At 70.0% G+C, this 13,336-nt stretch carries 11 protein-coding genes; 6 read left to right on the top strand and 5 right to left on the bottom strand.

The window, feature by feature from the left end; genetic code table 11:
• Positions 1-285: 285 nt before the first annotated feature.
• On the top strand, positions 286-498 hold the full coding sequence (locus ACFO6Q_RS10495) for a hypothetical protein (RefSeq protein ID WP_380020719.1): 213 nt from the start codon (positions 286-288) through the stop codon (positions 496-498).
• Positions 499-504: 6 nt separating this feature from the next.
• Here the strand turns inward: ACFO6Q_RS10495 and parC are convergent, their stop codons facing one another.
• Positions 505-2,745 (bottom strand): DNA topoisomerase IV subunit A, encoded by a 2,241-nt coding sequence (parC, locus tag ACFO6Q_RS10490; protein ID WP_380020717.1) that lies wholly within the window; start codon positions 2,743-2,745, stop codon positions 505-507.
• A gap of 196 nt (positions 2,746-2,941) precedes the next feature.
• Entirely contained in the window at positions 2,942-4,489 is a 1,548-nt protein-coding gene (locus ACFO6Q_RS10485) for a hypothetical protein (RefSeq protein ID WP_380020715.1), read from the bottom strand.
• Between the two features lie 377 nt (positions 4,490-4,866).
• Here ACFO6Q_RS10485 and ACFO6Q_RS10480 point away from each other — a divergent pair, with 377 nt between their 5' ends.
• Complete coding sequence (locus ACFO6Q_RS10480) at positions 4,867-7,176, top strand: choice-of-anchor Q domain-containing protein (protein WP_380020713.1); 2,310 nt, start codon at positions 4,867-4,869, stop codon at positions 7,174-7,176.
• 22 nt (positions 7,177-7,198) lie between these two features.
• Here the strand turns inward: ACFO6Q_RS10480 and ACFO6Q_RS10475 are convergent, their stop codons facing one another.
• Entirely contained in the window at positions 7,199-8,164 is a 966-nt protein-coding gene (locus ACFO6Q_RS10475) for a LysR family transcriptional regulator (RefSeq protein WP_380020711.1), read from the bottom strand.
• 316 nt (positions 8,165-8,480) lie between these two features.
• Between ACFO6Q_RS10475 and ACFO6Q_RS10470 the strand changes: the two genes are divergently transcribed.
• From ACFO6Q_RS10470 to ACFO6Q_RS10460, 3 genes are read left to right on the top strand one after another with little or no spacing between them, the layout of a single operon-like run.
• On the top strand, positions 8,481-8,882 hold the full coding sequence (locus tag ACFO6Q_RS10470; RefSeq protein WP_380020710.1) for a DUF805 domain-containing protein: 402 nt from the start codon (positions 8,481-8,483) through the stop codon (positions 8,880-8,882).
• Positions 8,879-9,166, top strand: a complete 288-nt coding sequence (locus tag ACFO6Q_RS10465; RefSeq protein ID WP_380020709.1) for a hypothetical protein — start codon at positions 8,879-8,881, stop codon at positions 9,164-9,166. Before ACFO6Q_RS10470 ends, ACFO6Q_RS10465 begins: the two co-directional genes overlap by 4 nt.
• Complete coding sequence (locus tag ACFO6Q_RS10460; RefSeq protein WP_380020707.1) at positions 9,166-10,134, top strand: hypothetical protein; 969 nt, start codon at positions 9,166-9,168, stop codon at positions 10,132-10,134. Before ACFO6Q_RS10465 ends, ACFO6Q_RS10460 begins: the two co-directional genes overlap by 1 nt.
• 79 nt (positions 10,135-10,213) lie before the next feature.
• Here the strand turns inward: ACFO6Q_RS10460 and cfa are convergent, their stop codons facing one another.
• A complete protein-coding gene (gene cfa / locus ACFO6Q_RS10455) occupies positions 10,214-11,332 on the bottom strand; it encodes a cyclopropane fatty acyl phospholipid synthase (RefSeq protein WP_380020705.1) in 1,119 nt (372 codons plus the stop codon).
• 113 nt (positions 11,333-11,445) lie between these two features.
• Complete coding sequence (gene crcB / locus ACFO6Q_RS10450; protein ID WP_380020704.1) at positions 11,446-11,832, bottom strand: fluoride efflux transporter CrcB; 387 nt, start codon at positions 11,830-11,832, stop codon at positions 11,446-11,448.
• Between the two features lie 227 nt (positions 11,833-12,059).
• Between crcB and ACFO6Q_RS10445 the strand changes: the two genes are divergently transcribed.
• Positions 12,060-13,262, top strand: a complete 1,203-nt coding sequence (locus ACFO6Q_RS10445; protein WP_380020701.1) for a multidrug effflux MFS transporter — start codon at positions 12,060-12,062, stop codon at positions 13,260-13,262.
• Positions 13,263-13,336: the final 74 nt, after the last annotated feature.

Below are 13,336 nucleotides of genomic sequence, written 5' to 3'. Positions count from 1 at the left end.
ACTCGAAGATCGATGCGTGAACTCAAGGGCCTCCCTCCGGGGAGGCCCTTTTTTTTGGAACCGGTTCCGCGGTGACATGCCCGCGGGGCGTGCGCGGACGATGGATGGCCGCGGTCGCGGGAATGACGCAGCGGGGACCTGGCGATCCGTACGACGGGATGTCGTGGGAGGTTCGTTGTGGCGGGCGGGGTCGACACCGCGTGCGAGGACAATGGATTCCCGCGTTCGCGGGAATGACGGCGGTGACGTTGTGCCGATCTGCGTGACGAGAGAGACGTTGAAGGCTTGCTGTCGAACGGGCGGCATCGACGACGAGACGCTATTCCGGCCCGCACCGCATCGACGCCGCCGCACGCAAATCCGGACGTCATGCCCGCGAACGCGGGCATCCATGGAAGCCGCGGCGCCTCAGCCGAGTTCGTCGACCTCGGCGAGGTCGAGCGCTTCGTCGATGACCGGAGGATCGTCCGCCGCGCGGCATCCGCGCAGCGGCGGTGATCGACCTCAGCCGGTGGTTTCGATGCGGTCCACGCGCTGCAGGCCGCGTGGCAGCAGGCCGCCGCGCGCGGCGCGGGCGCCGCCGTACTCGACCAGGTCGTTCCATTTCAGGATCAGCTTGCGCTGGCCGGCGTACAGGGTCACCTCGCCCTTGCCTTCGGCGACGACGGCGACACCGGCGACGCGTTCGCCTTCGCCGAGCCTGGCCTTGGGAATCTCGATCAGCTTGTTGCCCTTGCCGCCCTTGTCCAGCTCGGGCAGGTCGGCGACCGAGAACATCAGCAGGTGTCCCGCGTTGGTCACGACGACGATACGGTCGCGCGCGGAGTCGGCCACCATCGCCGGCGCCAGCACGCGTGCCTTGTCTTCGATGTTGAGGATCTGCTTGCCGGCCTTCTTGTTGGCGACCAGCGTCTCGAAGCGGGTCACGAAGCCGTAGCCGAGATCGGAAGCCAGCACCAGCTTGGCCTGCGCATCGGCGATCGCGACCGCGTCGAAGCGCGCGCCGGCCGGCAGCGTGAAGCGGCCGGTCAGCGGCTCGCCGTTGCCGCGTGCGGACGGCAGCGTGTGCGCCGGGGTCGAATAGCTTCGTCCGGTCGAGTCGATGAAGGCGGCCTGCTGCGTGGTGCGGCCCTGCGCGGCGGCGAGGAAGGAATCGCCCTCGCGGTAGCCGAGTTCGCTGGCGACCACGTCGTGCCCCTTCGCCGCGCGCACCCAGCCCTTGGCCGACAGCACCACCGTGACCGGCTCGCTGGCGACCAGGGCGGTGTCGTCCAGCGCCTGCGCGGCGGCGCGCGCGACCAGCGGCGAGCGGCGCTCGTCGCCGTACTTCTTCGCGTCGGCCTTGAGCTCGTCCTTGATCAGCGTCTTCAGCCGCGCCTTCGAGCCGAGGATCACGTTGATGCGCGCGCGCTCTTCCTCGAGTTCGTCGCGCTCGGCGTTGATCTTCATCTCTTCCAGCCGCGCGAGCTGGCGCAAGCGCGTCTCGAGGATGTAGTCGGCCTGCTCTTCGCTGAGCTTGAAGCGCGCGATCAGCGCCGGTTTGGGCTCTTCCTCGGTGCGGATGATGCGGATCACCTCGTCGAGGTTGAGGTAGGCGATGCGCAGGCCTTCGAGCAGATGCAGGCGGCGCTCGACCTTGGCCAGGCGGAACTGCAGGCGCCGGGTCACCGTGTCCTGGCGGAAGCGCAGCCATTCGGACAGGATCTGCTTGAGGTTCTTGACCTGCGGCTTGCCGTCCAGCCCGATCATGTTGAGATTGACGCGGTAGCTGCGCTCCAGGTCGGTGGTCGCGAACAGGTGCGTCATCATCTCGTCGAGATCGATGCGGTTGGAGCGCGGGAACAGCACCAGGCGCACCGGATTCTCGTGGTCGGACTCGTCGCGGATGTCCTCCAGCATCGGCAGCTTCTTGGCGCGCATCTGGCCGGCGATCTGCTCGGCGATCTTCGACGGCGACACCTGGTACGGCAGCGCGGTGATGACGACGTTGCCGTCCTCCTTCGCGTACACCGCGCGGCAGCGCACCGAACCGTTGCCGGTCGCGTACATCGCGGCGAGTTCGGCCGCCGGGGTGATGATCTCCGCCGCGGTCGGGAAATCCGGTCCCTTCACGTGCTCGCACAGGTCGGCGATGCTGGCTTCCGGATCGTCGAGCAGGCGGATGCAGGCGCTGACGACTTCGCGCAGGTTGTGCGGCGGGATGTCGGTCGCCATGCCGACCGCGATGCCGGTGGAACCGTTCAGAAGCACGTGCGGGATGCGCGCCGGCAGCCACGACGGTTCCTTCAAGGTGCCGTCGAAGTTCGGCGTCCACTCGACCGTGCCCTGGCCGAGTTCCTCCAGCAGCAGTTCGGCGATCGGCGTCAGCTTGGATTCGGTGTAGCGCATCGCCGCGAACGACTTCGGGTCGTCGGTCGAGCCGAAGTTGCCCTGGCCATCGATGAGCGGATAGCGGTACGAGAACGGCTGCGCCATCAGCACCATCGCCTCGTAGCAGGCGCTGTCGCCGTGCGGATGGAACTTGCCGATCACGTCGCCGACGGTGCGCGCGGACTTCTTCGGCTTGGATCCGGCGTCCAGGCCGAGCTCGCTCATCGCGTAGACGATGCGGCGCTGCACCGGCTTGAGGCCGTCGCCGACGAAGGGCAGGGCGCGGTCGAGCACCACGTACATCGAGTAGTCGAGGTAGGCGCGCTCGGCGTAGTCCTTGAGCGGAATCTGTTCGTAGTTGGCTTGCAGGTTCATCCGGTAGGCGTCGCAACGGCTCGCAGCGGCCGCAAACCGGGGATTGTGCCGCAGTCGCCGCGGCGCAGATAGCCGACGGATGTCGCCGAGGGTGACGGGACGGAGCGGAACGCCGGCGCGGCGCGAAGGCGCCGCGCGATGCATCCAGGGCGGAAAGCGCCCCGCACGGTCACGCGACCGTGCGGGGAACGCCGGATCAGTCGCGGCGGAAGCGCCGGCGATTCACGTTCGCCGCCGCAAAGCCGGCGAAGGCGAGGATCAGCGCGAGCAGGGCTGTCGTGCCGAGCGTCGGCACCGCCGTGGCCTCCGAGGGCGGAACGCCGCCGCCGACCACGCGGAAGCCACCGGTCAGCACCGCCGTGGCGCCGCCGGGCGACTGGGTGCCGGTCACGTCGCGCGGGCCGGGCGTGGCGCCGGCGGCGATGGTCAGCGTCGCGGTCGCGCGGTTGGCGTCGGCGACGACAAGGCCGGAGACCGTCACGCCGGCGCCGAAGTCGAAGCTCGTGCCCGGCTGGAAGCCGCTGCCGTTGATCGTCACGTTCAGCGTGCTGCCGACCGCGCCGCTGGCCGGCGCCACGGCCGTGACGTCGAACGTCGGCACGGTGCCGCCGGTCACCGTGAAGCCGCCCGGCAGCACCGCGCCGAGGCCTCCGGCCGACTGCGTGCCGGCGACGTCGCGCGGGCCCGGCGTCGCGGCCGGTGCGATGGCCAGGGTCGCGGTCGCGGTGTTGCTGTTCACGATGACCAGGTTGGACACCGACACGCCGGCGCCGAAGTCGAACGTGGTGCCGGACTGGAAGCCCAGGCCGCTGATCGTCACGTCGACGCTGCTGCCGACGGCGCCGCTGGAAGGACTGACGGCGGTGACGTTGAACAGGGCGATCGGCGGGATGTCGCCGAACGAGACCGCGGTCTGCACCGTCACCGAGGCGCCGGCGGCGAGAGTGCGGTTCCACTGCAGCGCGGCGCCGTTGTCGAGGCAGCCGCCGGTGAGCACGACGCCGTCGAGCTGGCCGGCGCCGATGAGGCTCCACACGTCGCTGTAGCGGTTCGCGCTGTAGGCGTCCGGCGGCGTCTGCGGAATCAGCAGGATCGTATAAGAAGGAGTCGCGCCGCAGTCCTGGCCGCCGGGGCTGGTCGAGGCGGCGGCGAGGTACGGCACGCCGCTGTCGTCGTTGGCGAGGTAGATGTCCGCGCCGAGGAAGATCTTCACGCTCTGCGCCGCGCCGTTGTTGGTCAGGGTCAGCGTCTTGGTGAAGTAGTTGTCGCCGTTGACGTAGCTCACCTGCTGGGTCGCCGCGATTGCGCTGGCGCCGAGCGTGGAGGCGACCGTGACGCGGAACGGATCGGCCTCGCTGCCGCTGCCGGCGACCGCGCTGAGCGATCCGGGCGTGAACGGGGTGTAGGTGCCGATGTTGCCGGTGGCGGTACCGGAGTGTTCGGCGAAGTTCGGCGCGTACAGCGTATCGGCCGTGCGTACGAACCAGCCCATGTCCGCGGTGCCGGTGGCCGAGGACGGGAAGACCTGCCCGGCGCCGGGGACGTTGCTGTTGAAGATCTGGAACGAGTTGTCGTCGCCGACGTGGACCTCCAGCGGCGTGCCGGCGATCGTCGTGACCACGGGCGCGGCGGTGAGACCGGCGGCCTTGGTGGCGGTCTTGGCGGCAAGATCGGCCGCTCCGAACAGGGCCGTGGCGCAGAGCAGGGCGCTGCCGAGCCAGGAGTACAGTTTGTGGTCGTGCATGATGGGATTTCCGTGAGAACGAGCGGTCGCCGATCGAGACCTCGCGTGCGCGAAACACCCCAGGCGACGCGCGAGGATCGGCTCGCGCGAAAGTAGCCGGAGTCGATGGCGCGCGTCGGCACGCAGCGGCAACGGCGTGGTAACGGATGGGTAACGGCGCGTTCCGCAGCGCCGCGGAGCACGCGCCGCGACGCCGGTCACTGCGCACAACGGGCGACAATGGCGATAACCGCCCGTGATCGTCGGATAACGTGCAGGCATCACGATAAGCCGTGCTGATCGGCGAATGCAGAAGTTTGATTGGAAGGGGAAGGCTCCCTGCGCCTAGCGTGCGCGCTCGCCGCCGTCGACCGCGCGGCAGCCGAGGAGGGAACCGCATGAGATCCTGGAAGTCGTTCGTCGCCTGGCCGCTGGCCGCTGCATTCGCCGCGCCGGTCCAGGCCAACTCGATCGTCGTCAACACCGTCGCCGACCAGTACGGTTCGGACACCGCGCACTGCTCGCTGCGTGAAGCCGTGCGCGCGGCGAACACGGACGCGGCCTTCGGCGGCTGTACGGCCGGCGGCGGCATCGACCTGATCGACCTGCCCGACGGCGTGTTCCTGCTGACCCGCGCCGGGCGCGACGAGGACGCCGACGCCACCGGCGATCTCGACGTCGCCGGCGATGGCGTGGTGGTGGTCGGCAACGGCGCCGCCGTCAGCATCGTCGACGGCAACGGGCTGGACCGGATCTTCCACGTCCAGGCCGGTGCCGCCTTGCTCCTGCTGAGCAATCTGACGCTGCGCAATGGCGATCCGCTCGGCGGCTCGAGCGCCGACGACGTCTACGGCGGCGCGGTGTACATGGACGGCAGCGGCGCGATCTCGATGACCAACGTGCACGTGAGCGCGAGCCGCGCCGCCCAGGGCGGCGGCGTGTTCGTCGACGGCGGCGCCTCCGCGTTCGGCATCTCCGGCAGCTCGTTCTCGCTCAACCACGCCACCGACTACGGCGGCGCGGTGCTGTCGCGCCGCGAACTCAACGCCACCAATTCGACCTTCAGCGGCAACAGCACCGGCTGCGTCGGCTCGGCGATCTACTTCAGCGACGTCGACGTCGAGCACACCCTGGCCAGCGTCACCGTGGCCGACAACCACGGCGGCACCCGTTCCAACTGCATCGATGCGCCGGCGCTGTGGAACGCGTTCAGCTCGTCCGCCACGGTGCGCGTGCGCAACAGCATCGTCGCGCGCAACTACTCCGGCTTCATCGAAGTCAACTGCGACGAGATCACCTCCGACGACTACAACCTGATCGGCAGCGCCGAAGACTGCGATCTCCTCGGCACGCTGACCAACACCCTGACCGACGTCGATCCGCAGCTGATGCCGCTGTTCGACTACGGCAACGGCACGCCCAGCCACATGATCCTGCCCGGCAGTGCGGCCATCGGCGCCGGCAATCCGGCCTCTCCCGGCAGCGGCGGCAACGCCTGTCCGCCCGCCGACCAGCGTGGCGTCGATCGCTCCGACTGCGACATCGGCGCCTACGAATACCGGCCCACGTTCACCGTCAGCCGGCAGGACGACGCTGCCGACGCGACACCGGGCAACGGCCAGTGCAACGCAGTCGGCGGCGGCTGCACCCTGCGCGCGGCGATCGCCGAGGCGAACGAGCGCGACGAGCCGACCACCATCGTGCTGCCGGCCGGCACGTTCCGCCTGACCCTGCCGACCGTGCCGAACCAGGACAGCGGCGACCTCGAACTGGCGCCGGCCGCGGCGCTGGCCGTCGTCGGCGCCGGTGCCGGCCGCAGCGTGGTGCTCGGCGACGGACACGACGACCAGATCTTCCAGCTCTTCAGCGGCGCCAACGCGCTGCTGCGCCTGTCCGTGCGCGGCGGCACCGAACAGGCGCAGGTCAGCGCCGGCGGCGTCGCGGTGCTCAACGATCCGGCGCTGCTGGCCGACGTGGAGATTTCCGACAACCAGGGCTGCTTCGGCGGCCTGCACGTGCGCGACCACGTCATCGCCGAGCGCGTCAGCATCCACGACAACCTCGCCGAGGTCGCCGGCGGCTGTCCCTACAACGGCGGCGGCGCGTACGTCGGCAGCGGCGGCGTGCTGGAGATGCGCAACAGCACCGTCAGCGGCAACCGCGCCAGGCAGGGCGGCGGCGGAATCTTCGTCGAGGGCGGCACGGCGCGGCTCGTCCACGTGACGATCACCGACAACGTCGCCGACTACGCCGGCGGCGGCACGCAGGGCGGCGGCGGCCTGGGGCGCGGCGGCTCCGGCACGGTGTTCCTGAAGAACTCGATCGTCGCCGGCAACGAGTCCGGCAGCGGCATCGGGCCCGACTGCGCGGCGCTGGTGCAGTCGCAGGACTTCAACCTGATCGGCAACGCGGCCGGCTGCACGCTCGGCGGTTCGGCCGTGCACGATCTCGTCGGTGCCGATCCGCGGCTGGCGCCGCTGGGTCTCTACGGCGGCCTGCTGCCGGTGCATCCGCCGCGGCCGGACAGTCCGGCCCTCGACGGCGTCGGCGTCGGCCAGACCTTCGATCGCCAGATGGCCTGCCGCGACGGTTCGCTGCGCAGCGTGGCCGCGGACCAGCGCGGCGCCGCGCGGCCGGAAGGCGGCTTCTGCGACATCGGCGCGTTCGAAGGCAGCGCCGATTCGATCTTCGCCGACGGCTTCGATTGAACGCCGCCGTCGCGGCGGGAACCTAGGCGCCTTCGCGCGGGCGCACCGGAGGCATGCGGCGCCGGTTCGCCGCGATCAGCGCGTCGTCGGCGATCGCGCTGATGCCCTGGTCGAGCCGGCGGTGCGACTCGTACTGGCGCGCGCCTTCGCGCACCAGCGCGTCGATCACGGTGCGCTGCATCTTGGTGTAGTACGGCTGGGTGTGGTGGTGCAGGAACACCGGCACTTCGTACGGGCGGAAGCCGGGGACCAGGCGCACCTCGTGTTCCGGCCGCAGCAGATGCAGCGGCACGACCGCGCGGCCGACGCCTTCGGAGACCGCGTCGATGAGCCCGTAGATGTCGTCGAAGTAGGCGCGCAGCATCTTCGGCACCGTCGCGCCGGTCTGGATCAGGAAGAAGCGCTCGGTGAAGTTGTCGCGCGGGTCGTGGTCGATGTAGCAGTCCCGGCGCGCCTCGTGGCGTGCCGATTCGATCAGCACGTTGCGCTCGACGCCCAGGCGCACGTTCTCCACGCCCATGCGCTCGCATTCGGAGAGCGACACGCTGAAGTCGACCTTGCCCTCGATCAGCAGGTCGTGCAGCTCATGCACCTCGGCCTTCACGAACTGGCAGGACAGGCGCGGGTTCTCGCGCAGCAGCCCGCCGATGGCGGGAATCAGCACCGAGCGCAGGCAGGAGGAGAACGACACCAGGCGGAAGAAGCCGGCGATGCCGCTCGTGCCGCCGACGAGATCGTCGAGCAGTTCCTGCTCCTGGCGTTCCACCGAGGCCGCGTGGCGATGCAGGATGCGGCCGGACTCGGTCAGCTGCAGGCCGCCGCGCAGGCGCATGAACAATGCCTGCCCGAGCGTTTCCTCGAGGTTCTGGATGCGCTTGGTCAGCGCCGGCTGGCTGACGTGCAGGAGTTCGGCGGCGCGCGAGAAATTCAGCTCGCGCGCGAGCGTCATGAACGACTCGATCTGCGCGGACGACAAACGCGTGCCCATGCGTCCTCCCCTGGCAGGCTGTCGGAAAGGGCTTTCCCGCTCCCTTTCGACCCCCACGGTCGCGGCGCAGCCGCGCCATCTGCTGCGCGGACCGCGGCGGGTGCCGTCGATCCGCCAGCGATCCGTCCGTGGATCGCGACGGCGGTCCGTTTCGCCACGGCCCGCCGGGTCGCGGCGGCAGTATAACCGCAGGCTATCGCGCGATCACGGCCGTCTATCGCGATAAATCCGCACTATCGCCGGATGCAGAACATTCATTGGCCGCAAGCCCCGCCGCCGTCGCACAGTGCACACGTCGTCCACGGGGAGAAGGCGCATGAACTGGTCGCATCTGCTGTTCTCGTTCGAAGGCCGCATCGGCCGCGCACCGTACTGGTATTTCGTATTGGCGGTGACCGTGCTGTTCGCGGTGCTGTTCGCCTTCGCCGGCGTTTCGCTGTTCAGCGGCGTCGGCCTCGACGGCGTACCGGTCTCGCCGCCGAGCGCAGGCATCGCCGGAATCTTGCTGCCGCTGGTCTGCCTCGCGCTGTTGTGGCCGAGCCTGGCGGTCGCCGCCAAGCGCTGGCACGACGTCGACAAATCCGCCTGGTGGATCCTGATCGGCCTGGTGCCGGTCGTCGGCGGCCTGGTCGCGCTGGTCTTCAACGGCTTCGTCGCCGGCACGCCGGGCGCGAACCGTTTCGGCGATCCGTCTTCCGGCGGACGGCTGACCTCGTGAGCCGGTGCCGCTCGCCGCGGGCCGGCCTCGTCTTCGCGCTGGCGGCCTGCGCCGGCGCGGCGTCGGCCGGCGACACGTTCGCCCTGCGCGGTGCGGTGATCGCCGGCGGCGGCGGATCGAGCCGGTCGGAGCAGGGCTGCCTGCGCCTGGACGGCACCGTCGCCGAGAACGCCGCCGGTGCTTCCGCGGCCGGCGAATTCGCTCTCAGCGCCGGTTTCTGGGGAGGCGCCGGCAGCGTCCGGCGCGATTGGGTGTTCGACGATGCCTTCGAGGAGTGCCGTTGATGAAATTCGATCCTGTTTCGCATCGCCCGTGGTGGTGCGCGTTCCTGCTCGCCTGGGCGCTGCCGCTGGCGGCGATCGCCGCCGAGCCGCAGCTGCCCGATTTCACCTACCAGGGACAGCTGCAGCGCAACGGCGCGCCGGCGAACGGCGCGTTCGACCTGAGCTTCGCGCTGTTCGACGCGGCCAGCGGCGGCAACCAGGTGGGAGCGGCGATCGACGAGGCGGACTATCCGGTCGAGGACGGCCTGTTCACGATCTCGCTCGCGTTTCCCGGCGCGTTCAACGGCACGCAGCTGTGGTTGCAGGTCAGCGTCGACGGCATTCCAATGCTGCCGCGCCAGCCGGTCGCGACGACGCCGGTGGCGCAGTACACGCTCAGCGGCGCGATCGGTCCGGCCGGCGGCGACCTGAGCGGTTCGTTCCCGAACCCGGCGATCGCGCCGGGCGCGGTCACCAGCGCGAAGATCGCTTCCGGCGCGGTGACGGGAGGCAAGCTGGCCGCGGACTCGGTGTTCGGAAGCAACATCGCCGACGGCGCGATCGGCTCGGCGGACATCGCCAGCGGTGCGGTCGGCAGCAGCGAGATCGCCGCCGGCGCGGTGGGCGAGAGCGAACTGGCCGACGGCGCGGTGACGGCGAACAAGCTCGCCAACGGCGCGGTCGGCACCGCCAAGCTCGCCAACGACTCGGTCACGCGCGGCAAGATCGCCGGCGGCTACAGCAACGGCGCGATCTCGGTGACGCTCGGAGCGGACAGCTGCAACGACTACGACATCTCCGTCGGCGGCGTGCAGCCGGGCGACATCCCGTTCTTCGCGCTGCAGGCCGGCGGTTCGCTGCCGTCGAAGATGCTGGTGATGCCGATGAAGGTCGCGGCCGCCGGCCTGGTCAAGACGCGCATCTGCAATTTCGCGTCGACCACGCAGAGCGCCGCGAACGTGCCGGTGTACATCCTGACGCTGCGCTGACGGGCGTCGAGGAAGACAACGGCCATGCGTGCGCCGCTATGGTGAGCGGCGCACGCGCGCACGCCGGCGGCCTGCAGCCTCAGCGCGGCGCGCGATAGCCGCCGCGGATGCCGCGCGGACTCATCACCAGCTGCCAGAGCTGGTCGCGACGCGTGCGGAACACCGCCGCCGAGGCGGAGAGATAGAAGCGCCACATGCGGCGGAAGCGTTCGCCGTACCGGGCTTCCAGGTGCGGCCACGCGGCGTCGAAGTTGGCGCGCCAGGCCATCAGCGTGCGGTCGTAGTCGGCGCCGAAGTTGTGCCAGTCCTCGATCACGAACAGGCCTTCGCTCGCCTTGGCGATCTGCTCGGCCGACGGGATCATCGAGTTCGGGAAGATGTACTTCTCGATCCACGGATCGGTGTGGTTGGACGACACGTTCGAGCCGATCGAGTGCAGCAGGAACAGGCCGTCGTCGCCCGCGCAGCGGCGCGCGACTTCGAAATAGGTTCGGTAGTTCTTCACGCCGACGTGCTCGAACATGCCGACCGAGAACACGCGGTCGAAGCGCTCGTCCAGTTCGCGATAGTCGGTCAGGCGGATCTCGACCGGCAGGCCGCGGCAGATTTCGCGTGCGTAGTCGGCCTGCTCCTGCGACACCGTCACGCCGACGCCGGTGATGCCGTGGCGTTCGGCGGCGAGCTTGAGCGCCTCGCCCCAGCCGCAGCCGATGTCGAGCAAGCGCATGCCCGGCTGCAGGCCGAGCTTGCGGAAGATCAGGTCGAGCTTGGCTTCCTGCGCCGCGTCGAGATCGGTCGCCTCGTTCCAGTAGCCGCAGCTGTAGACCAGGCGCTTGCCGAGCATCGCCTCGAACAGGTCGTTGCCGAGGTCGTAGTGCTGCTCGCCGACCTCGTAGGCGCGCCGGCCGCGCTGCAGGTTGACCACGCGCGACTTCAGGAACAGCCAGGCGTCCTCGACTCCGCCGACGCGCTCGTCCAGGTGCGCGTCGAGCAGGCGCGACAGGAAGCCGTCGAGGTCGTCGGCGTCCCACCAGCCGTCCATGTAGCTCTCACCCAGGCCGAGCGAGCCGTGCGCGAGCACGCGCGAGTACAGGCGCTGGTCGTGCACCTGGATGTCGCTCGGCGCCGGCCCGTCGATGTGCAGTCCGGCAGCAGCGAGCAGCGACTCGATGCGGGCGTGCGCACGGGACTCGTTCATCGGCATCCCCCTCGTTGGCGGTATCGCAGCGGCGACCGGGCCTATGGTCGGGACGCCGGTGCCGCGCTTCAAGCACCCCTGCATGACGCGCATTTCAGGTTCGTTCCCGCGCCCTAGGCGCGCAGCACCAGGCGCACCAGTCCGATGCCGGTCAGCGTCGCCAGCAGCGAGCCGAACAGATGGGTCGTGACGATCACCGCGGTCCAGCCGTACTGCTGGCGCTGCAGCGCGATCACGGTTTCCGCGGAGAAGGTCGAGAACGTGGTCAGGCCGCCGAGGAAGCCGGTCGTCAGCGCGAGCCGCCAGACGACGGGCAGGGTCTGGTAGTGCTCGAACATCGCCATCGCCATTCCCATGATCAGGCCGCCGGAGAGATTGGCGACCAGCGTGCCGAGCGGCAGCCAGGGCAGGATGGGATTGAGCGCCAGGCCCAGCAGCCAGCGCAGCACGGCGCCGGCGAAGGCGCCCAAACCCACGGCGAGGAACGAGAGCAGATTCATGGAACTCCCGGCTGGGATCGAGGCAGCCCGCCGCGCGCAGCGATCCGGTCCGCGACGTCCGCCGGTCCCGCTCGCGGGAGCCGGGCAGGCATCGTCGGCCTCGCGGCGGTACGGGAAGAATGCCGTCTCCGATGCGGCGATCCTAGCGCAACCCTCGCGACGGTCGCGCCGGCGGCCTCGCGATGCGCATCCCCGGCGTGTAGCATGCGCGGCCACTGCGCCCGCCGATGACTTCCGCTCCCGTTTCCCGCCGACGCCTGCTCGCTCCCCTGCTCGCCGCGCTGGCGATGTTCGGGCCGTTCGCGATCGACACGATCTTCCCGGCGTTTCCGGCGATCGCCGCGCAGATGCGCGCGAGTCCGCTGGCGATGCAGCAGACGATCAGCGCCTACCTGATCGCCTACGCGCTGATGTCGCTGGCGCACGGACCGCTGTCGGACGCGCTGGGCCGGCGCCGGGTGATCCTGGTCGGCGTGGTCGTGTTCACGCTGGCCTCGATCGGCTGCGCGCTGTCCGGCACGATCCAGGCGCTGCTGGCGTTCCGCATGCTGCAGGGTGTCTCCGCCGGCGCCGGCCTGATCGTCGGCCGCGCGATCATCCGCGACTGCTTCGACGGGGTCGAGGCGCAGCGCCTGATGTCGACCGTGTCGATGATCTTCGGCGTGGCGCCGGCGATCGCGCCGATCACCGGCGGCTGGGTGGTGGCGGTCGCGCACTGGTCGACGATCTTCTGGCTGCTGGCGGGTTTTGCGCTGCTGCTGTTCTTCGCCTGCCTGGCGTGGCTGCCGGAGACGCATCCGCCGGAACGGCGTTCGCGATTGTCGCCGCGCGAACTGGCGGCCACCTACCAGTCGATCGCGAAGGACCGCGCCTTCCTGCCGCTGGCGCTGGCCGGCACGCTGAACTTCAACGCGATGTGGGTCTACATCTCCTCGGCACCGGCATTCGTGCTTGGCCTGCTCGGGCTCGACACGCAGCACTTCGCCTGGCTGTTCATTCCGGCGATCAGCGGCATGATGCTCGGCGCCTTCCTGTCGGGCCGCGTCGCCGGGCGCCTGACCGCCGCGGCGACGGTGCGCCTGGGCTACGCGATCATGCTGGCCGCGACCGCGCTGAACCTGCTGCTGGTGTTGGTGTTCCCGATGCCGCGGCTGCCGTGGTCGGTGCTGCCGATCGGCCTGCACGCGATCGGCATCGGCATCAACTTCCCGACGCTGACCCTGCTGCTGCTCGATCGCTTTCCCAATCATCGCGGCGCGGTGTCGTCGGTGCAGGCGTTCATCAGCCTCGTGCTCAGCGCGGCGATTGCCGGTGTGCTGTCGCCGCTGCTGTCCGACAGCGCGCTCAAGCTCGCCGCCGGCGCGGCGCTGTCGACCTTGCTCGGATTTGCCGCGTGGCGCGCGTACCGGCGCATCGAGCGCAATGCCTGAATCCGCGAAGCGCCGCTTCGATGCCCGCGAGGGCGTGTGCTATAAGTCCGCACCGTCATTGGCCGGTCCGACGG

The organism is Dokdonella ginsengisoli, from assembly GCF_042652785.1.
Lineage (GTDB): Bacteria > Pseudomonadota > Gammaproteobacteria > Xanthomonadales > Rhodanobacteraceae > Dokdonella_A > Dokdonella_A ginsengisoli.
Note: the sequence above shows the minus strand (reverse complement) of the source record. Positions and strands in the feature narration are given on the sequence as shown.

Coding starts and splice junctions, on each gene's coding strand:
- parC (WP_380020717.1), bottom strand. CDS start 2,745: ATGAACCTGCAAGCCAACTACGAACAGATTCCGCTCAAGGACTACGCC.
- ACFO6Q_RS10485 (WP_380020715.1), bottom strand. CDS start 4,489: ATGCACGACCACAAACTGTACTCCTGGCTCGGCAGCGCCCTGCTCTGC.
- ACFO6Q_RS10480 (WP_380020713.1), top strand. CDS start 4,867: ATGAGATCCTGGAAGTCGTTCGTCGCCTGGCCGCTGGCCGCTGCATTC.
- ACFO6Q_RS10475 (WP_380020711.1), bottom strand. CDS start 8,164: ATGGGCACGCGTTTGTCGTCCGCGCAGATCGAGTCGTTCATGACGCTC.
- ACFO6Q_RS10470 (WP_380020710.1), top strand. CDS start 8,481: ATGAACTGGTCGCATCTGCTGTTCTCGTTCGAAGGCCGCATCGGCCGC.
- ACFO6Q_RS10460 (WP_380020707.1), top strand. CDS start 9,166: ATGAAATTCGATCCTGTTTCGCATCGCCCGTGGTGGTGCGCGTTCCTG.
- cfa (WP_380020705.1), bottom strand. CDS start 11,332: ATGAACGAGTCCCGTGCGCACGCCCGCATCGAGTCGCTGCTCGCTGCT.
- crcB (WP_380020704.1), bottom strand. CDS start 11,832: ATGAATCTGCTCTCGTTCCTCGCCGTGGGTTTGGGCGCCTTCGCCGGC.
- ACFO6Q_RS10445 (WP_380020701.1), top strand. CDS start 12,060: ATGACTTCCGCTCCCGTTTCCCGCCGACGCCTGCTCGCTCCCCTGCTC.